We start from the raw sequence: 19,439 nt of genomic DNA on the forward strand, positions 1-19,439 counted from the left end.
CCTTCATTGACCCAAGTCGCACCGTACCGTGCTGCACTGTACCCATTCATATCGATACCTGTCAATATGAATGGGTGGGAAAACGCCCATATACTGAATGCATGGTTTCTTCGCACGGCATGACCAAAAATCCCTACATCAACGAATGCTGTTCGCTTAGCAACGGCCCCCTAGATCAAGACAATGCCGTGCACTTTGCCCAGCAGTTCAAGGTACTTGCAGATCCCGCGCGCCTTCGCCTTTTGTCCATTTTGTGCGATGAAGGCTGCGGCCCGATGAGCGTCTCAGAACTGACCGCATTATCCGGTCTGAGTCAGCCGACGGTGTCTCACCATCTTGCAAAAATGCGGGATGCTGACCTCTTAGCCAAACGACAGACTGGCCGCACCGTCACCCATGAAGTGCAAAAACAAGCTTTCACTGCACTGCGCGAACTACTCTCTTTCGACTAAACAGCCACTAACAATGAAATCTTGGCCTTATATGTTTGCAACACTGTGAGCCAATCAAAGTATTTCGCCCCGCAATAAACCCCCTCTTAAAGGAAAAGGCCCGAGCTTAACGCTCGGGTCTCCTTGAAATCTAGGTAGATTCAGTGCTTAGAGGTTGGGGAACCAAATTCCAATCTCGCGCTCAGCGGACTCTGGGGAGTCGGAGCCGTGCACGATGTTCTCGCCCACGCTGAGTGCGAAGTCACCGCGGATGGAACCGGGTGCGGCCTTGGAGACTGGGTCGGTGCCGCCGGCCAGCTGGCGCCATGCCTCGATGGCGCGCTCGCCTTCAACAACGCCGGCAATCAGCGGTGCGGAGGTGATGAAGTCCACGAGCTCGCCAAAGAATGGCTTGTCCTTGTGCTCTTCGTAGTGCTTTTCTGCGGTCTCGCGGTCAGCCACGCGCAGGTCCAACTCAGCCAGCTTGAGGCCCTTGCGCTCGATGCGGGCGATGATCTCGCCCACGTGGCCGTTCTTTACGCCGTCCGGCTTAATGAGGATCAATGTACGTTCAGTCATGCCCCATACTGTACCGAATACCCACAACTCGTCCACGACCGAGGGCCATAAGCGGGGGCAGCGTAGTGGGCGGCATTTAATAAGCATTAAGTAAGCTGCTGGACTATCTCCGTCGCGCGCTCGTGGGAGGTACCCCGAAACCACAGGCGCACTTGGTTAACCGCCGTGCCAAACTGGCCGTTGCCCAGCAAACGCTTAATCTCTGCTCGCTGCTCTTTATCCAAATCATCAAGGGTGGCTTCTTCTGCCCGCTGAAAATTAGCGCGCAGGGCAAGGGCCAAAAATACGGCGGCAATGATGAGTGCTACCAGCGGCAGCCACGGCGCGCCCGTGGCCGCGCGGGCAGCGACCGCGGCAATGCAGGCTAGGGCCGCGAGGACGAGATAGACGGTGCGCATGGCCACTACTTCTGGTTGAGGTGCTGGGTAGTTAAGTAACCGCGCTTCATGCGGGCGATTAAGTTACTGCGCAAATACGCCGCAAGGAGCCACTCCATGCCAAAGATGATGAAGATCGCGGCGATGGACCAGTGCGCCATAAAACCCAGGATAAGGCCCAATAGCTGCGCCCACACGATGACGGTCAGCGCCCACTTCTTATTCATAAACGCGATCATGCCCAAGTGGAATATCAGGGCACCTATGACTACGCCGTAGTTAAACGGCGTCCACAGCGTACCGTCATACAGCTTGTACAACAGCGGCAGCGCCAAAACGAGCGTGATCGACTCCATGATGAGCGAGCTGGCGATGACCATGCCATTAAAGCTCTTGAGCGGATCCTTAACGGGATCCTGCCCTAGGCCCAATGGGCCGATTTCATTGTCCGCTATGTCGTCGCCGCGGCGCGGCTGACGAGGCAGGCGGGACCTAGGATTGGGGCTGGTCATGCGGGCTCCTTTCCAAACATAGCGCGGGCTTCGCCGGCGGTAACCACCGAACCGGTAATGACAATACCGGAGCCGGATTGCACCTCAGATTCCTCCGCCAGCTCCACGGCTTGCGCGTAGGCACCGGGCAGATCATCGGCCACATAGACGCGCTCTTCGCCATAAATATCGCGGGCCGTTTCCGCCAATTCATAGGCATCGATCGCGCGCGGCGAGGAGTTCTGGGAGATTACCACCTCGCTCAAGTACGGCTCCAGCGCGGCGAGGATGCCTTGGGCATCCTTATCGCCAAAGATGGAGAGCACGCCGATGAGCCGCGCAAAATCGAAATCGCGGTCGAGCGCCGCGCCAAGCGCCTTGGCGCCGTGGGGATTGTGGGCGGCATCGATAAACGTCGTGGGCGAGGTGCGCACTCGCTCGAGGCGGCCGGGCGAAATCGTCTTGGCAAAACCGTTGCGCACGGAGGCAATATCCAGAGGATGCCCGGAAGAGGCACCGAAGAAGGCTTCGACCGCTGCAAGGGCAACGGCCGCATTCTTGGCCTGGTGCTCGCCGTGCAACGGCAAGAAAATATCCTCGTACATGCCGCCGAGGCCCTGGATATTAACCTGCTGGCCACCGACCGCAATGCGGGATTCTAAGGCCGCGAATTCCGCTCCGGAGCGGGCCACGCCGGCATCCATATCCACCGCGCGCTGCAGGATGACCTGCATGGCCTCAGGGTCTTGCTCGGCAATAATGGCGATGTTTTCATTCGGGGTCAGCGGGTCTTCGGCATCGGCGCGGCGCTTGATGATACCCGCCTTCTCCCCCGCAATCTCCCGAATATCGCTGCCCAGGTAATCCGTGTGGTCTAGGCCCACCGGGGTAATCACGGAAACGTCCGCATTGACCACGTTCGTGGCATCCCACGTCCCACCGAGGCCGACCTCGACGACGGCGACGTCAACGGGGGCATCGGCAAACGCTGCATAGGATAGGCCCACCAAGACCTCGAACTTGGACATGGGGACCTCAGAGCGCGCATCCACCATCTCCACGTACGGCTTGATTTCGTGCCACAGGCGCACGTAGTCGCGCGGGTGGATGGGCCGGCCATCGATGCCGATGCGCTCGGTGACCCGCTGCAGGTGCGGGCTGGTGACCAGGCCCACGCGGCGGTGGAAGGAACGCAGCAGCGAATCGACCATGCGCGCGGTAGAAGACTTACCATTGGTGCCCGCAATGTGGATGACATCAAAGGACTGTTCGGGGTGACCGAGCAAATCCATGAGCATCTCGATGCGCTCCAGGGTGGGCTCGATCTTAGTCTCCGGCCAGCGCTGGTTGAGCTCGTCTTCCACCTCACCGAGCGCCTGCAGCTCCTCCGGGGATACCTCTTGGGGCGCGGCGTCGTTATATTCTTCGTCTTCGCCCATGCCGAGGTTCAGGGTCAGGCCCGATTCCGTGATCTCCACCGGGGTGCCATCGGTGCCTTCCTTGAGGGCATCGACGATTTCAAAATCGTCCTCTCCCCCGGCGACCTCGCCGTTCCCGTTGGCGTCGTGATTGAAGCGCTGATCTGTCACTACTTAAGGCCCTCCAAACGGCTGGTAATGCGCTCGACTTCCTCGCGTGCGATGTCTTGGCGCGCCCGAATCTTATTGACCACCTCTTCCGGCGCCTTGGCCAGGAAGTTCTCATTGCCCAGCTTCTTGCCGGTCTGTTCCAGTTCCTTATTGGCCTTGGCCAGATCCTTTTCCAGGCGCTTGCGCTCGGCTTCAACGTCGACCGCGCCGTGGGTATCCAGCGTTACCTCCACGGTGGCCTGGGACAGGCGCACCTCAATGGAGGCCGAGGGGTTAAAGTCCTCGCCCGGCGCGGTGGTATTGGCCAGGTTGCGGACCAATTCCTCTTGGCCCTGCAGGTCTGCCGCGGCGAAGTCGAGGCGGCCCGGCACCTTTTGCGAAGGCTTAACGCCCTGATCGGAGCGGAAGCGGCGCAGCTCGGTAATGAGCTTATCGGCATCATCGATGCGGCGGGCGGCCACCGCGTCCTTGGTGGCGCCGCCGTTGGTATCGGCCACTGTGGGCCACGGGGCGATGACGATGGATTCCCCGCCGGTCAATGCCTTCCACAGCACCTCGGTCACATACGGCATGGTGGGGTGCAATAGGCGCAGCACCACGTCGATGACGCGGCCCAAGACGATCTGGGTATTGCGGCCTTCTACCGTTTCGCCATCGCTCGGGATCTGCGTCTTGGCAATCTCCAGGTACCAGTCACAGAGCTCATCCCAGGTGAAGTGGTAGAGCAGCTCGTTGGCCTTGGCAAATTGATAATCGTCCAAGTAGGCATCGACCTGGGTGCGCACCTCTTCGGCGCGGTCAAGGATCCAGCGGTCGGCATCCGAAAGCTCCGTGCGGCTAGGCAAAGGTGCCACGCCGGCGCCGTTCATCAGCGCAAACTTGGTGGCATTAAAGAGCTTGGTAGCGAAATTGCGCGATGCCGCGGCGGCATCAGAGCCCAGCGGCAAATCCACGCCCGGGTTGGCGCCGCGGGCAAGGGTAAAGCGCAGCGCATCGGCGCCGTAATCGCGCACCCAGTCCATCGGGTCAATGCCATTGCCCAGGGACTTGGACATCTTGCGGCCCTGCTCATCGCGCACAAGGCCGTGCAGGTAAAGGTCTTTGAAAGGAATCTGCGGGCGGCCATCGGTGCCCTTACCCAAAAGCTCTGGGGTCTTGGTGCCGGCGAAGGTGCCGAACATTATCATGCGCGCGACCCAGAAGAACAAGATGTCATAGGCTGTGACCAGCACGTTGGTGGGATAGAACTTCTCCAGATCCGGGGTCTTATCGGGCCAGCCCAGGGTGGAAAATGGCCACAGCGCCGAAGAGAACCAGGTATCGAGGACGTCCGGATCCTGCTCGTATCCTGCCGGCGGCTCCTCATCGGGGCCGACGCACACGATGTCACGCTCGATCTCACCGGACTCGTTCGTGCGCTCCGGGCCGTACCAAATGGGGATGCGGTGGCCCCACCACAGCTGGCGGGAGATGCACCAATCGTGCATGTCATCGACCCACTCAAAATAGCGCGGCTCCAGCGACTGCGGGTGCAAGACGGTATCGCCCTCGCGCACGGCATCGCCAGAGGCCTTCGCCATCTGCGCGACATCGACGAACCACTGCAGTGACAGGCGCGGCTCGATGGGCTCGCCGGAGCGCTCCGAGTGGCCCACGGAGTGGACATTGGGGCGGATTTCTTTGACGATGCGCCCCTGCTCCCGCAGCGCCTCCCGAATTTCCACGCGCGCTTCTTCGCGCGTCATGCCATCAAAACGGGTGCCGGTATGCGCGATGTGGCCGGTGGTATCCATCACCGTCGGCATATCCAAGTTATGGCGGGTGCCCATGGCGTAGTCATTGGGATCGTGGGCCGGGGTGATCTTTACCGCACCGGTACCAAACTCCATGTCCACGTAATCATCAGCGATGATCTTCAGCTTCAAGTCATCGCGGAAGGGGTGTTCCAATTCCTGGCCCACGAGGTGGGCGTAGCGCTCATCGTCGGGGTGGACGGCAATGGCGACATCGCCAAGCATGGTTTCCACACGCGTGGTGGCAACAATGAGGTGCGGCTCATCGTCATTGAGCGAGCCATAGCGGATGGAGACCAGCTCGCCCTCGACGTCCTTGTAGACGACCTCGATATCGGAAACGGCGGTCTCCAGCACCGGCGACCAATTGACCAGGCGGTTGGCCCGGTAAATCATGCCCTCATCGTAGAGGTTCTTAAAGATGGTCTGTACCGCACGCGACAGGCCCTCATCCAGGGTAAAGCGCTCGCGGGTCCAGTCCACGGAGTCACCGATGGCGCGCATCTGGTTCTGGATGGTGCCACCGAATTCTTCCTTCCATTCCCAGACCTTGTCGATGAACTCCTCGCGCTCATAATCCCAGCGCTTTTTGCCCTCGGTCTCCTTGAGCTTGGCCTCAACCTTGGTCTGGGTGGCAATGCCCGCGTGATCCGCACCGGGCAGCCACAAAGTGGAATAGCCCTGCATGCGCTTGCGGCGAATGATGGAGTCAATCAGCGTGTGATCTAAAGCGTGGCCCATGTGCAGCTGGCCGGTCACATTCGGCGGTGGCAGCACGATGGAAAAGCCCTCCGCCTCCGAATTCGCATCCGGGGTGAAGTAGCCGCGGTCGACCCAACCTTCATAGAGGTCTTTTTCTACCGCCTGCGGCTCCCAGGACTTGGGAAGCTGGTCCGCGCGATTGGTGCCAACGAGTTGCTCTTTATTCTGATCAGTCACCTGGCCAACTCTACCCTGTGCGTCAACTGGCACCAGCGCCCTGTCTAAAGTAAGGGCATGTCTCACAACCCTGGCCACCGTGCCCGTCTCCGCACCCGTTACTTCGCCCAAGCCAAAGATAACTCTCAGGCCTTCGCGTGCCTGACGAGTTATGACTGCATGACCGCCGAGATCTTCGATGAAGCCGGGGTGGATCTCCTGCTCGTGGGCGATTCCCTGGCCAATGTAGTCCTGGGCCGCGAAACCACGCTCTCGCTCACACTGGATGAAATGATCCCCCTTGCCCGCGCGGTGGTTGCATCGACCTCCCGCGCCTTCGTGGTGGTGGATCTGCCCTTTGGTTCCTACGAAGCCGGCCCCGCCCAGGCGCTCGAGACCGCTGTGCGCGTCATGAAGGAAACCGGTGCGCAGGCCGTGAAGCTAGAGGGTGGTGCGGAGCGCGCACCGATTGTTGCCGCGCTTGCCGCCGCCGGCATCCCAGTCTGCGCCCACATTGGCTTTACACCCCAGCAGGTCCACGCCTTAGGCGGCTTCGTAGTCCAAGGCCGCGGTGCCGGCGCGGAGAAGCTTCACGACGACGCCCGCGCCCTCGCCGAGGCCGGCGCCTTCGCCGTGGTGCTGGAGATGGTCCCAGCAGCCCTTGCTGAGCAGGTGACCAAGGAGCTGCCCATCCCCACCATCGGCATCGGCGCCGGCGCGCAGACCGACGGCCAGATTCTGGTGTGGACCGATGCCTTCGGCCTAGGCGGGCCCAAGGCGCCGCGTTTTGTGCGCCGCTACGCGGATCTGCGCGGCGCGCTGCTGGAGGGCGCGAAGGATTACGTGTCCGATGTGAACGAACGCTCCTTCCCCAACGCCGAGGAGTCCTTCGAGGACTAAGGTTTTGGCCATGCAGATCCTGAAAACTAAATCTGAACTCCGTGCCTTCCGCGCGGCAGCGTCCGGCTCCGTGGGCTTGGTGCCCACGATGGGCGCGCTTCACGACGGCCACGCTTCCCTCATTCGCCGCGCCCGCGAAGACAACGACACCGTGGTGTGCTCGGTCTTTGTCAATCCCCTCCAGTTCACAGACCTGGGCGATTGCGAAGACTACCGCGCCTACCCGCGCACTCTCGACGCGGATGCCGCGGTGCTGGACTCGGTGGGAGTCGATGCGGTCTTCGCCCCCAGCGTGGAGGAGATGTACCCGGGTGGTACCCCGCGGGTGTGGGTGCGCACGGGTGAGATGGGCTCGGTCTTGGAAGGCGCTTCGCGCCCCGGTCACTTCGACGGCGTAGCCACCGTAGTGAGCAAGCTGTTTCACCTTGTTGCACCAGACCGCGCTTATTTTGGGCAAAAGGATGCCCAGCAGGTAGCCATCATCCGCCGCCTGGTGGCGGACCTCGATGTGCCGCTGGACATCATCAGCGTGCCCATCGTGCGTGCAACGGACGGCGTGGCCGAGTCCAGCCGCAATGCGCGCCTCAGTGCCGCCGAGCGTGAGCAGGCGGTCGCCTTATCCCAGGCACTCTTCGCGCTGCAGGATGGCGCCTCACGTGAAGAAGCTGAGGCCCAGCTCGCTTCCTCCCCCGGCGTGACGGTGGATTACCTCACCGTGGTGGACCCGGCCACGCTCGAGCCCGTAGATGCACAACACCGGCCCGCCTTGGCGCTGGTTGCAGCGCAGGTGGGGCCGGTGCGGCTCATCGATAACTTGGTGCTGGAGGCTTAGCCCTTCAGCAGGTGGGCTACGGCCTCGCGCTCCTCACGCAGCTCCTGCACGGAGGCCTCGATGCGCTCCTTCTGGAAATCGCTGAGCTCGAGGCCCTGGACGATTTCCCACTTGCCGTCGCGGGAGACCGTGGGGAAACCTGCGACGAGGCCCTCGTCCACACCATAGAAGCCATCCGAAACGATAGCGGCGGTGCGCCAATCCTCAGTGCCGTGGATCCAATCGTGCATGTGATCCACCGCGGCGGAGGCTGCGGAGGCTGCCGAGGAGCGGCCGCGCACGGCGATGATCTCGGCGCCGCGCTTGGCCACCTTAGGAATCATCTCCTCCTTGTACCAAGTCTCATCTACCTCAGCGTTGGAGTAGGTCAGGTCCGGGAACTGGGTGGCGGAGTGGTTGCCCCAGACCGCAATCTTGGAAAAGTCCTTGGTGGCCTTGCCCGTCTTGGCCGCCAACTGGCCCAAGGTGCGGTTGTGATCCAGACGCATGAGCGCGTTGAACTGGGAGCTATCCAGATCCGGCGCGCTATGCGCGGCAATCAGCGCGTTGGTATTGGCTGGGTTGCCCACCACCAGCACGCGAACATCACGCGCCGCGTAGTCATTGATGGCCTTGCCCTGCTCGGTAAAGATGGCGCCATTGGCCTCGAGCAGGTCAGCGCGCTCCATGCCCTTGCTGCGCGGGCGGGAGCCCACAAGGAATGCGGCGGAGGCATCCTCGAAAGCGACCTTGAGGTCATCGGTCACCGTAATCGAGTTCACCAGCGGCAGGGCGGAGTCGCGCAGTTCCATGGCCACGCCCTCGGCCTTTTCTACTACCGCGGGGATTTCCAACAGGGCAAGGTCAACCGGGGTGTCCTTGCCAAATACGTCGCCCGCGGCAATCCGCCACAGCAGGGAGTAGGCGATATTTCCGGCGGCACCGGTAACGGTTACTTTTACTGGCTGGGTCATGCTCATTCCTCCTCAAATGTCGTGGAGATGTAAGCGTCCCTCATGCACGCCACCCTCCACGGGATGTATCCACCCCCGAGCTTAGCGCTATACGGAGGTAGCGTGTTGTGAAATAAATCCCCCTCTTTCGGAGGGAAAACGCCGCCAAATTTCCGGATATTACCCCCATTTACCTCCAAATTAACGCCCCCAATGGGCACATTCCTCCCGCGGGGTGGGGTTAATCGGGCATGATGGAAGCGGCACAGACCCCACTTGGGAGCGCGCTTGCAGGGATGCATTCACCGCCTGTGGGCGGCTGCACGGTGGCCAACCACTGCCGCATCGAACCAGCATGAGGCCGATCGTGCAGTTCCCGAGACACTACCCACCATCGCCACATCGGCGCCGCGAAGCAGAGATAGGACACATGCTATGAGCACTGAGCACACCGAACCGCTGCACGCTGCGGAGCAGGCGGAGGACTCCGACGCTCACGCTGCGGATTCCATCAGCACCGATGCCGTGGTGGATATCGCCATTTCCCAGTTTTCCGCGTGGGGTTTTTCTGAAACCAAGCTGGACACCATTGCCGCGGAATCCGGCATGTCCAAGCGCATGATTCACTACCACTTTGGCGATAAGCAGGGCCTGTATTTGAGCGCTCTAAGCACCGCCGCCGAGCGCCTCCGCCCCAATGAAGAGGACTTGGAGCTCGATTCCGCGGTCCCGGTCGAGGGCGTGCGCAAGCTGGTGGACTGGATCTTCTGGCAATACGTCAACCACCCCGAGGCCATTCGCATGATGACCTGGGAAACCGCCCAGTCCATCGTGGGCTCTTCCACCAATCCCGTGGCGGATTTCAGCGGCGTCGCCCTCCACCTCGACCGCCTGCTCATGCTGGGCCAGGACGCCGGTGCCTTCCGCCCGGGCATTTCCACCAACGATATTTTCACCATCATCGCCTCACTCACCTCGTACCGCGTGACCAACCGGGCGATGATGGACAACCTATTGGGCGTGGATATGTCCAGCCAGGCAAATACCGACGGCATGCACCGGCTTACCGTCGATACCGTGCTGGCATTCCTCACCGCCAATATCCCCGATTCCGGCCACGAGTCTTATTTGGTGCCTTCTGATGCCGACGAGGGCGATGAGGCCTCCCCGCAAGATATCTACGGCGAGGCATAAAAGTAGGGGCACCGGCTGCTTGCCGATGCCCCCTTCTAACTAAGCCGATTCCTTCGCCTCATCCTTGTAGGTGAATTCGGGCTCTGCGCCCTGGGTGACGCAGCCCGCGGTGATGTGCACGGCGGAAATATCTTCCCGGTCCGGCAGCTCAAACATCACTGGAACGAGCAGTTCTTCAAGGATCGCGCGCAGGCCGCGCGCGCCGGTTTTGCGCTCGAGGGCGAGCTCTGCGATGGCATCCAGCGCCCCGTCATCCATGTGCAGCTCGCAATCATCCATCTCAAATAGGCGGCTGTACTGCTTGAGCAGCGAGTTCTTGGGCTCAGTGAGCACCTTAACCAGGGCCTCGCGGTCCAAGTTATCCACCGTCGCCACCACGGGCAGGCGGCCGATAAATTCTGGGATCAAGCCGAACTTCACGAGGTCTTCCGGGCGCACCTGGGAGAATAGGTCCACCTTTTCCCGCTCGTCTTCGGTGCCGAGCTTCGCGCCAAAGCCAACGCCCTTCTTGCCCACGCGATCCGCGATCACCTGGTCAAGGCCCGCAAACGCGCCGGCGACGATGAAGAGGATATTGGAGGTATCTAGCTGGATAAATTCCTGGTTCGGGTGCTTGCGCCCGCCCTGCGGTGGGATGGCGGCCACGGTTCCCTCTAGGATCTTCAGCAGCGCCTGTTGCACGCCCTCGCCGGAGACATCGCGGGTAATGGAGGGGTTTTCAGACTTGCGGGAAATCTTATCCACCTCGTCGACGTAGATGATGCCGCGCTGGGCGCGCTCCACGTCAAAGTCCGCCGCCTGCAGCAACTTCAAGAGGATGTTTTCTACGTCCTCACCGACATAACCGGCCTCCGTCAGGCTGGTGGCATCCGCGATGGCGAAAGGCACATCCAGCAGGCGCGCCAAGGTCTGGGCCAGGTAGGTCTTACCTGAACCGGTGGGCCCCAGCATCAAAATATTGGACTTGGAGATCTCTACCTCTTCGCCTTCGGCCTTCTTACGGCGCGCATCTAGCGCGGCGGATTCTTCGGCCTTAATGCGCTTGTAGTGGTTATACACCGCTACCGACAGCACGCGCTTGGCCTTGTCTTGGCCAATGACGTACTTATCCAAAAAGGAAGAAATCTGCGAAGGCTTAGGCAGGCGCACCTCCGCTTCGGAAGATTCCTCGGCCTGCTCGTGGCCGAGCTCTTCTTCAATAATCTCATTGCAGAGCTCGATGCACTCATCGCAGATGTAGACCCCGCCGCCGGCGATGAGCTTTTTCACCTGCTTTTGGCTCTTTCCGCAGAAGGAACACTTCAGGAGATCAGCGCTTTCTTGCATACGTGCCATTCAGTACTTTCACACTCGCTCTTGTTTACCGCTTTTTAAAGGTGGGGCGGAAGGCTCGCTTACTTCCATCCCCGCGGTTGGTTGTTCAAAAATCTACCTTAGTAAATCAACCCGACACGGCTCTTATTCATTCCCTCCGCGTGGCGAAATTCGCAGATCTTTATCCGCCCACACCACTAAACTTGGGATTGGATCCTCCACTTCCTCCACCACCGCCGAAGGAGCCATTTCATGTTTGACCTCACCAACCGTACCGCGATTGTCACGGGCGGAGCTGCGGGCATCGGCAAGGGCATCGTTGCCTGCCTGCGCGAAGCCGGCGCCAGCATCGTCATTGCCGATATCGATGCCGACAAGGCCGAAGCAACCGCCGCAGAGCTCGGCGCGACCGCCTACCCCGTCGATGTCACCGATAGGGCCTCCATCAAAGAAATGTTTGCCAAGGTCCACGCCGCGCACGGGGCGATCGACATCGTCTGCTCCAATGCCGGGGTCTTTCCCAACTGCCCGCTGGAAGAGATGACCGATAAGCAGTGGGAGACCATGTTTGACATCAATACCCACGGCACGTTCAAGGTCGTGCAAGAAGCCCTGCCGTATATGAAGGAGCGCGGCTACGGGCGCATCGTCATCACCACCTCCATTACCGGCTCACACACCGGCTTTCCTGGCTGGGCGCATTACGGCGCCTCCAAGGCGGCCCAACAGGGCTTTATCCGCTCCGCTGCGCTAGAAATCGCCCGCGATGGCATCACCATCAATGGCGTATTGCCCGGAAATATCCTCACCGAGGGCCTCGAGGCACAGGGCCAAGAGTACCTCGATGAGATGACGCGCTCCATCCCGCTGCACCGGCTTGGCAGCCCCCGCGATATTGGCAACGCCGCGGCCTTCCTCGCCTCCACCGAGGCCGGATATATCACCGGCCAAACGCTGATTATTGATGGCGGCCAGCTCCTGCCCGAAACCCCGGAGGCCATCCTGCCGCCGCGCTAGCGCTTGCCGATGCCCAGCCCTATAACGCAGATAACCCGCCAGGCACCTAGGATGGTGCCTGGCGGGTTATCTAGTGCGGCTTTTATTGCAGCCAGCCGAATTCGAGCAAGAATGCCTCAACATCGAGCATTTCCAGCTCATCTGGTGCATGGCCGACAACGAATGCGAAGGACTCAGCGACGTCCTTGGTCGTCGCGGGGGTAAGCCCCGCGTCAACGAGATTTTCCGCTACGCGGGCAGAAACCGGTGCCTGAGACACGGTATCCAAACCCGTACCCGTGGTGGAGTCCTTGAATATATCGCTAATGCCACCAATGAAGGTCCGCATCGTGTTCATCTCTCTCACCTCTCAATGTTGCTCTGTTGATAGGTACAAATATACTTGGTACTTACCCACTAAGCAACCCCTAAGCCATTTAAAGTTAATCTTTTGTTAACATTAAATGGCTATGAGGCATATTACATGGTCACGGGCTTGCTATATAGTCCGCGGGTTACTCTTAAAGGTCGCCAAATGGTGCGAAACCAAAGTAGTGGTCTAGGGAATCGCGCGCGATCCACGCGATTGCCACCACGATAACGACACCCAGTACGGCATAAACGGTCCAACCCAGCAGCTTCATTTGGCGGCTAGCGGGAGTATCTCCTACCACCACACCATTGTCATCCCGAATGGGATCACCTGTCATGGAACGCATGCCCAAGGCGAAGAGCAAGGGGATACCAGCACCGAAGACAAGGGCCAGGCCAGCGACGCGGAGTATAGATTCGAAGATTTCTGCAACAGTCATGTTCTAGCGCTCCTCTTGTGGAGTAGATGAGGTGGAGTCGTTGTCCCCGTTGACCGCCGCTACCGGGGTCATGCCCCCTGAAGCTGCGACAGACTCTTTCGCACCAACGCGTGGCTCCAAGGACGAATCCACGGACTCAGCGTTCTCATCCCAGTCATTATTAACGTTGGATGCATCAACTGGGTTCATACGGGAGCGGATGACGATGAGCGCCGTCATGGCCAAGAGTAGAACGAAGTCCACGATAGCGCCGGTTGCCACATTGGTAGCGGAAGAGACGCCGTGCGCCAACCACCACGATGCGAAGCCAACAAAGGCGGCACAGGGCAGCGTAATGAGCCAGGCAGCCACCATGCGCATTGCAACACCCCAGCGCACTTCCGCGCCACGGCGGCCCAAACCAGTACCAAGGATAGAGCCGGTGGACACGTGGGTCGTAGACAGAGCCATACCACCGGCTGAGGAAGTCAGGATGATGGCCGCGGAGGTAGCCTCGGCTGCCATACCTTGCGGGGATTCGATCTCCACCAAGCCCTTACCCAGGGTGCGGATAACGCGCCAACCGCCGGACAAGGTACCGGCCGCAATGGCAATCGCACAGCCGAAGATGACCCAGGTTGGAATGCGGGCATCGGCAGCCGCGTGGCCCGAAGCCACGAGGGCGAGGAAGATAACGCCCATGGTTTTCTGAGCGTCACCGGCGCCGTGTGCCAGCGATACCAAGCAGGCGGTCACAATCTGGCCATGGCGGAAGTGCTCGTTCTTTTCCTTTTTCGGAATGGTGTTGGTCACCCAATAAACGAGGAAGGTGGCGCACGCAGATACCAAGGCGGCGATAATCGGGGACGCCACCGCCGGAATGATGATCTTGGCCATAATGGAGGTCCACTCCACTCCCCCAGTGCCCATGGCGGCGAAACCAGCGCCGATAAGGCCACCGAAAAGGGCGTGGGAAGAGCTGGACGGTAGCCCGAGCAACCAGGTGAAAAGGTTCCACAGAATACCGCCGATAAGACCGGTAAAGACCACCATCAACAGGGCTTGGCCATCCGAGTCGGCGGCTGCACCCGAAAGGTCATAGGAATCGAGGTTGACGATGCCTTTGGCCACCGTTGCCGCGACATTCACGGACAAGAATGCGCCAACGAGGTTAAGTACGGCAGAAATCGCCACCGCAGTAAATGGCTTCAGCGCGCCAGTAGCAATGGAGGTTGCCATCGCATTGGCTGTGTCGTGAAAACCATTGGTGAAGTCGAAGGCTAAGGCGGTAAACACCACAATGCCCAAGATAATCAGAGTCGCTGTCACAGCATTGGCCCCTTGTAAGCAATTAACAAATGAGAAGAAAGTGTTATTGCGGCGCCATCACGCGTCGCGTACGAAGTGCAGCGTACTCCGCAACAATAAGTTGAGCCAATAGCTTTTCTAAGAAGTAAACTGCACTTTGCCTAGTGTTAACCTTCCACATATGCCTGAGCGCTAGGCACCTGCCAAAGATCTGCGGTTTACCAGCAATTTTTAAGACACCTAATCTATTTTCACCCTTTAATAGCGTGGCAGAAAACACTTAGAGAGGTGCGCCGGCTTAACACCAACACACCTCTCGAAATAAAGGTTTTAGCTTCCCTTTTTAGCGGAAGGTAGCAAACTTCTTGACCACCCAGCGGCTCAGCACGAGTAGGACGATGCCCAGTGCGATGGAGACGACACCTAAGGAAATAAAGAAGGTGTTTTCCGCACCCGCATCCTCTGGGTTGTAGAAGCTAGCCAGCGAACCGGCAAGTGCGGTACCCATGGCCACGGCCATCATCCACACGGCCATCATGCGCGATGGGAACGCCTCAGGTGCCACCTTGGTGGCCAGAGAGTTGCCCACTGGGGACAACATCAGCTCACCCATGGTGAATAGGAAGAGGATCCAGATAATGACATACATTGGCGTGGAGTTTGCGCCCGAGCCGGAGAATGGCAGGAAGAAGAACAGCGAGATACCGATGATGATATTGGCCACGCCGAACTTCACCGGCGTGGACCACTGACGGTCACCGAGCTTCGTCCACATAGCCGCGAAGATTGCAGAGAAGATAACGATGAAAATCGGGTTAATGGACTGCACCAATGACGGCGGAATCTCGATACCAAAGATGTGGCGGTCCAGGCGCACATCGGCGTAAATGGTCATCACGGTAAATTGCTGCTGGAAGATACCGAAGAACAGCACACCGGAGATGAACATTGGAATAAAGCCCAAGAGGCGGTTCTTTTCTTTCCGGGTCACCAAATCAGAGGTGTACATCTGAATCCAGAAGTACACGGCGGCGATCAGGGCAACGGCGGTGACGATATTAGACAGCCACTCTACCTTGATGATCCCAGTACCCAGGCCGATAACCATGACGAGGACAGCGACGACAATCGCGCCCAAGCCCAGCATGCGCTGTTTAAAATCTGCAGGATTAGGAATTTCGTGACCAGCGTCCTTAATCGTGGTCTTACGCATGGCAGTATACTGGATAAGGCCTAGGGCCATACCGACGGCAGCGATGCCGAAGCCCCAGTGGAAGCCCTTCCAGCCCCACATTGCGGTGGTAAGAAGCGGTCCGAAGAGGGCACCAATATTAACGCCCATGTAGAAGACGGAGAAGCCGCCGTCACGGCGAGGATCGTCGCGGCTATACAGCGAGCCCAGCACCACCGAAGCGGTAGTCTTTACACCGCCGGAACCAACGGCGATGAGGATCAGGCCGATAGCCAGGCCGGTTACGGCAGGAATGAAGGCCAAGACGAGGTGACCAGCCATCACCATGAGTGCGGAGTAGAACAGGGTGCGCTCCGCACCGAGGATGCGGTCAGCTACCAACGATGCCAACAGGCATGCCATGTACACCAAGCCGCCGTAGGCACCGACGATCGACGTCGCGTCGCCACGGTCGAGGCCTAGGCCGCCATCGGTGGTGGCGTAGTACATATACAGCAGCACGATGGACTGCATGCCGTAGAAGCTGAAGCGCTCCCACATCTCCACGCCGAACAGGTTAGCCAGCCCCCACGGGTGGCCGAAAAATGTGCGCTCCCCGCTCGAAGCAGCGGGTGCGGAGGTTCGATCCTCCGCTTCTGGTTCCTTATTTGTCATAACATAATACGACCACTCAGAGGCCTAATTCACAAATCGGCCATTATACGTGAAACATCGCACTAAATAATCTGCCTAACGACCTGCAGATATTTCTCTGAAAGATTCACCCCGTTTGGGGTAGATGTGCGTGCACCGTTACTCGCCCAGCGCACCTTCTCATAGGCATATACCGCAGTCGCTTATACGCAAATAATAAAAGCCCTGCGAGGGCTTCTCTCGAAGCGGTCTCACAGGGCCTCCGCTGATGGATTCAGTCCATCAGGACCGAATTAAGAATTGAGCTTGCGGTACTCAAAGACGGTATCGATGATTCCGTATTCCACAGCGTCTTCCGCAGTCAGGATCTTATCGCGGTCGGTGTCGATGCGGATTTGCTCGGACGTACGGCCGGTGTGCTCCGCCAAGGTGTTTTCCATCAAGGTGCGCATACGCTCGATCTCTGCGGCCTGGATCTCCAAGTCCGAGACCTGACCCTGGGTGCCCTGGGTTGCAGGCTGGTGGATCAATACGCGCGAGTTCGGCAGCGCCGCACGCTTGCCCGGAGCACCAGCGGCCAACAGCACTGCAGCAGCAGAAGCCGCCTGGCCCAGGCACACGGTCTGCACATCAGGGCGCACGTAGCGCATGGTGTCATAAATTGCCATCAGGGCAGTAAAGGAGCCACCGGGCGAGTTGATATACATGGTGATGTCACGGTCCGGATCCTGGCTTTCAAGAACCAGCAGCTGGGCCATGATGTCATTGGCAGAGGTGTCATCGACCTGGGTACCCAAGAAGATGATGCGCTCTTCAAAGAGCTTAGAGTACGGGTTGGTTTCCTTCGTCCCCTGAGCGGACTGCTCAATAAAAGAAGGCAGTACGTAACGGGAACTTGGCATCTGCGACTTATTCATAGTGATTTTCTCCTTATTCCCTAGTTGCTCAGCGGGCCGTTTACAGACTCGATTACGTGGTCAACAATGCCGTAATCCTTGGCTTGCTGCGCAGTCATCCAGCGGTCACGGTCAGAGTCCTTGGTGATCTGCTCGAAGGTTTGGCCGGTGTGCTCTGCAATGAGCTCGGCCATCTCGCGCTTGGTCTGTGCGAATTGCTCCGCCTGGATGGCGATATCGGCAGCGGTACCGCCCACGCCAGCGGAAGGCTGGTGCATCATGATGCGAGCGTGCGGCAGTGCATAGCGCTTGCCCTTCGTACCACCAGAGAGCAGGAACTGGCCCATAGAAGCGGCCAAGCCCATGCCGTAGGTGGAGATATCGCAGGGCGAGTACTTCATCGTGTCATAAATGGCCATGCCCGCGGTCACGGAGCCACCCGGGGAGTTGATGTAGAGCGAAATATCGCGCGTGGGATCCTCTGCGGAAAGCAGCAGGATCTGTGCGCACAGCTTATTGGCAATTTCATCGTCTACCTGGGTGCCCAAAAAGATAATGCGCTCGTGCAACAGGCGCTCATAGACGCTGTCACCCAAGTTCAGGCCGGAGCCTGCTGGGGTGGTCATCTGAAGCTGGTCAGATTTCTTAGACATTCGAAAAGTCTCCTTGAGGACGGTTAATCTCTAATGCCACCACACTACTTAATGTGGCGATAATTGTGGGGTCTGTTCGCTATCAGCGTTTGCACCGATCTTTGTCTGCTTTTTCGACCCGGCGATGAGAAAAGCCCAGCCAGACTTCCTCGCTGGTGCGAGGGGCCAAGCTGGGCTTTTAAGGAGAAGATTTACTCCGCGTCGGTAGCTTCGTTCTCATCTTCTTCTACTTCACCGAAGTACTGCTCAACGTCAACGTCGTTGCCTTCTTCGTCCTTTACGGTGGTACGGCAAATGGCGGCAGCCAGTGCCTTGCCGCGGCGTACGTCAGAGAACAGGTTGGCAATCTGGCCGTTGGACTGCAGCTGCTGGATGAACTGGTTCGGGTCCATGCCGTAGGACTGCGCGGTGAACAGGATGTGGTCCGAGAGCTCCTGCTGGGAAACTTCCGGCTCTTCCTTTTCTGCCACGGCATCCAAGAAGATCTGCGTGCGCACGGACTCTTCGGCCTGCTCGCGGGTCTGCTTATCAAACTCTTCGCGGGAGGTGCCCTGTGCCTCGAGCAGCTGTGCCAGTGCCTTCTCATCGTGTGCGAGCTGGCCCAGGATCTGGTGCAGCTGGGCGTGAGCCTGCTCGTCGACTACGGACTGGGGCAGCTCAAAGTCGACATCGGCAAGCGCAGCCTTCAGAACCTCATCGCGGATCTGGCCGGCCTGCTCAGCCTTCTTGGACTCCTCAACCTCGGTCTTGGTGGCTTCGCGCAGCTCCTCGATGGTGTCGTACTCGGAGGCCATCTGGGCAAACTCATCGTCCATATCCGGCAGCTTGCGCTCCTTGGTCTGCTGCACGTGGACCTTGAAGGTAGCCTCTTCGTCCTTGTGCTCGCCGGACTGGATGGTGGAGGTGAACTCGTTATCCTCGCCGGTCTTCATGCCGCGCAGTGCGGTGTCCAGCCCCTTGATGAGGTTGTCATCACCAATGGAGTAAGACAGGCCCTCGGTGGAAGCCTCCTCGATCTTCTCGCCGTCCACCTCTGCGGTGATGTCGATGATGGCGTAGTCACCGGTCTTCATCTTGCGCTTGGTGTCCTTCAGTTCACCGAAGCGCTCTGCAAGATCCTCGAGGGCCTTGTCCACGTCTTCCTCGCCGGCCTTGATGGCCGGGACGATGACGGAGATTTCGGAGAAGTCCGGAACCTCGAACTCAGGGCGAATGTCAACCTCGGCGGTAAACTCGACGAAGTCCTTGTCCTCGATCTTGGAAATGTCTACGTCCGGCTGGCCGATGACCTTCAGGTCCTCGGACTGAACGGCCTGCTCATAGCGGGAAGGCAGCATGTCATTGACAACCTGCTCCAGAATCGGGCCGCGGCCGAAGCGAGCGTCGATCAGCTGGCGCGGGGCCTTGCCCTTACGGAAACCTGGAATAGAAACCTGCTGCGCGATTGCCGCGTAAGCTTGATCGATTTCCTGGTCTAGCTCCGCAAACGGAACGTTGACGGTGAGCTTAACGCGGGTATCGCTCAGCTTGTCTACGGTGGTCTTCACGAGTGAATCTCCCTGGCTTCATTGTTTTTCTACGTACATAAAAATTAAAGGGGGTCTGAAAAACCTTATTAGG

19 protein-coding genes are annotated in these 19,439 nt (G+C 59.2%); 5 read left to right on the plus strand and 14 right to left on the minus strand.

Annotated features, from left to right (window positions below; genetic code table 11):
• Positions 1 to 101 precede the first annotated feature (101 nt).
• Positions 102 to 452: an ArsR/SmtB family transcription factor gene (locus ACLI1Q_RS09470; RefSeq protein ID WP_239268705.1), complete on the plus strand. Its 351-nt coding sequence runs from the start codon at positions 102 to 104 to the stop codon at positions 450 to 452.
• A 147-nt stretch (positions 453 to 599) separates the two neighbouring features.
• On the opposite strand, the gene ndk is transcribed toward ACLI1Q_RS09470, so the two are convergent.
• The 5 genes from ndk to ACLI1Q_RS09495 all read right to left on the minus strand — a co-directional run bounded on the left by ndk (position 600) and on the right by ACLI1Q_RS09495 (position 6,199).
• Positions 600 to 1,010, minus strand: coding sequence for a nucleoside-diphosphate kinase (gene ndk, locus ACLI1Q_RS09475; RefSeq protein WP_005277934.1), 411 nt, complete (start codon positions 1,008 to 1,010; stop codon positions 600 to 602).
• An 86-nt stretch (positions 1,011 to 1,096) separates the two neighbouring features.
• On the minus strand, positions 1,097 to 1,408 hold the full coding sequence (locus ACLI1Q_RS09480) for a hypothetical protein (RefSeq protein WP_239268707.1): 312 nt from the start codon (positions 1,406 to 1,408) through the stop codon (positions 1,097 to 1,099).
• 5 nt (positions 1,409 to 1,413) lie between these two features.
• Entirely contained in the window at positions 1,414 to 1,899 is a 486-nt protein-coding gene (locus tag ACLI1Q_RS09485) for a DUF4233 domain-containing protein (protein ID WP_239268709.1), read from the minus strand.
• Positions 1,896 to 3,467 (minus strand): bifunctional tetrahydrofolate synthase/dihydrofolate synthase, encoded by a 1,572-nt coding sequence (gene folC / locus ACLI1Q_RS09490; protein WP_370658452.1) that lies wholly within the window; start codon positions 3,465 to 3,467, stop codon positions 1,896 to 1,898. The genes ACLI1Q_RS09485 and folC overlap by 4 nt, the downstream gene beginning before the upstream one ends.
• The gene (locus ACLI1Q_RS09495) at positions 3,467 to 6,199 is read right to left on the minus strand and encodes a valine--tRNA ligase (RefSeq protein WP_239268711.1); all 2,733 of its coding nucleotides are present in this window, start codon (positions 6,197 to 6,199) and stop codon (positions 3,467 to 3,469) included. The genes folC and ACLI1Q_RS09495 overlap by 1 nt, the downstream gene beginning before the upstream one ends.
• A 57-nt stretch (positions 6,200 to 6,256) precedes the next feature.
• On the opposite strand from ACLI1Q_RS09495, the gene panB reads away from it, so the two are divergent.
• Both panB and panC read left to right on the plus strand, forming a co-directional pair.
• Positions 6,257 to 7,078 (plus strand): 3-methyl-2-oxobutanoate hydroxymethyltransferase, encoded by an 822-nt coding sequence (gene panB, locus ACLI1Q_RS09500; protein ID WP_239268713.1) that lies wholly within the window; start codon positions 6,257 to 6,259, stop codon positions 7,076 to 7,078.
• A 10-nt stretch (positions 7,079 to 7,088) separates the two neighbouring features.
• Entirely contained in the window at positions 7,089 to 7,910 is an 822-nt protein-coding gene (gene panC / locus ACLI1Q_RS09505; RefSeq protein ID WP_239268715.1) for a pantoate--beta-alanine ligase, read from the plus strand.
• Here the strand turns inward: panC and ACLI1Q_RS09510 are convergent.
• Positions 7,907 to 8,869, minus strand: a complete 963-nt coding sequence (locus ACLI1Q_RS09510; RefSeq protein ID WP_239268717.1) for a malate dehydrogenase — start codon at positions 8,867 to 8,869, stop codon at positions 7,907 to 7,909. The genes panC and ACLI1Q_RS09510 overlap by 4 nt on opposite strands.
• 408 nt (positions 8,870 to 9,277) lie before the next feature.
• Here ACLI1Q_RS09510 and ACLI1Q_RS09515 point away from each other — a divergent pair, with 408 nt between their 5' ends.
• Positions 9,278 to 10,036 (plus strand): TetR/AcrR family transcriptional regulator, encoded by a 759-nt coding sequence (locus ACLI1Q_RS09515; RefSeq protein WP_239268719.1) that lies wholly within the window; start codon positions 9,278 to 9,280, stop codon positions 10,034 to 10,036.
• Positions 10,037 to 10,075: 39 nt separating this feature from the next.
• Here ACLI1Q_RS09515 and clpX read toward each other — a convergent pair whose 3' ends face one another.
• On the minus strand, positions 10,076 to 11,371 hold the full coding sequence (clpX, locus tag ACLI1Q_RS09520) for an ATP-dependent Clp protease ATP-binding subunit ClpX (protein WP_239268721.1): 1,296 nt from the start codon (positions 11,369 to 11,371) through the stop codon (positions 10,076 to 10,078).
• 231 nt (positions 11,372 to 11,602) lie between these two features.
• On the opposite strand from clpX, the gene fabG reads away from it, so the two are divergent.
• The gene (fabG, locus tag ACLI1Q_RS09525) at positions 11,603 to 12,367 is read left to right on the plus strand and encodes a 3-oxoacyl-ACP reductase FabG (RefSeq protein ID WP_239268723.1); all 765 of its coding nucleotides are present in this window, start codon (positions 11,603 to 11,605) and stop codon (positions 12,365 to 12,367) included.
• A gap of 82 nt (positions 12,368 to 12,449) precedes the next feature.
• Here the strand turns inward: fabG and ACLI1Q_RS09530 are convergent, their stop codons facing one another.
• The 7 genes from ACLI1Q_RS09530 to tig form a co-directional block, all read right to left on the minus strand.
• Positions 12,450 to 12,704, minus strand: a complete 255-nt coding sequence (locus ACLI1Q_RS09530; protein ID WP_411696973.1) for a hypothetical protein — start codon at positions 12,702 to 12,704, stop codon at positions 12,450 to 12,452.
• A gap of 163 nt (positions 12,705 to 12,867) precedes the next feature.
• Positions 12,868 to 13,158 carry a hypothetical protein gene (locus tag ACLI1Q_RS09535; RefSeq protein ID WP_023023571.1) on the minus strand — a complete coding sequence of 97 codons (291 nt, stop codon included), beginning with the start codon at positions 13,156 to 13,158 and terminating at the stop codon, positions 12,868 to 12,870.
• A gap of 3 nt (positions 13,159 to 13,161) precedes the next feature.
• On the minus strand, positions 13,162 to 14,466 hold the full coding sequence (locus ACLI1Q_RS09540; protein WP_239268727.1) for an inorganic phosphate transporter: 1,305 nt from the start codon (positions 14,464 to 14,466) through the stop codon (positions 13,162 to 13,164).
• Between the two features lie 322 nt (positions 14,467 to 14,788).
• Positions 14,789 to 16,291, minus strand: coding sequence for a peptide MFS transporter (locus tag ACLI1Q_RS09545; protein ID WP_239268729.1), 1,503 nt, complete (start codon positions 16,289 to 16,291; stop codon positions 14,789 to 14,791).
• Positions 16,292 to 16,563: 272 nt separating this feature from the next.
• Positions 16,564 to 17,187, minus strand: coding sequence for an ATP-dependent Clp protease proteolytic subunit (locus ACLI1Q_RS09550; RefSeq protein ID WP_239268731.1), 624 nt, complete (start codon positions 17,185 to 17,187; stop codon positions 16,564 to 16,566).
• A gap of 20 nt (positions 17,188 to 17,207) precedes the next feature.
• Positions 17,208 to 17,819, minus strand: coding sequence for an ATP-dependent Clp protease proteolytic subunit (locus tag ACLI1Q_RS09555; protein ID WP_023023580.1), 612 nt, complete (start codon positions 17,817 to 17,819; stop codon positions 17,208 to 17,210).
• A gap of 191 nt (positions 17,820 to 18,010) precedes the next feature.
• Positions 18,011 to 19,366 carry a trigger factor gene (tig, locus tag ACLI1Q_RS09560; protein ID WP_239268733.1) on the minus strand — a complete coding sequence of 452 codons (1,356 nt, stop codon included), beginning with the start codon at positions 19,364 to 19,366 and terminating at the stop codon, positions 18,011 to 18,013.
• Positions 19,367 to 19,439 lie beyond the last annotated feature (73 nt).

Origin of the sequence: Corynebacterium limaceinasi (genome assembly GCF_046717465.1) — a bacterium.
Taxonomy (GTDB): Bacteria; Actinomycetota; Actinomycetes; order Mycobacteriales; family Mycobacteriaceae; genus Corynebacterium.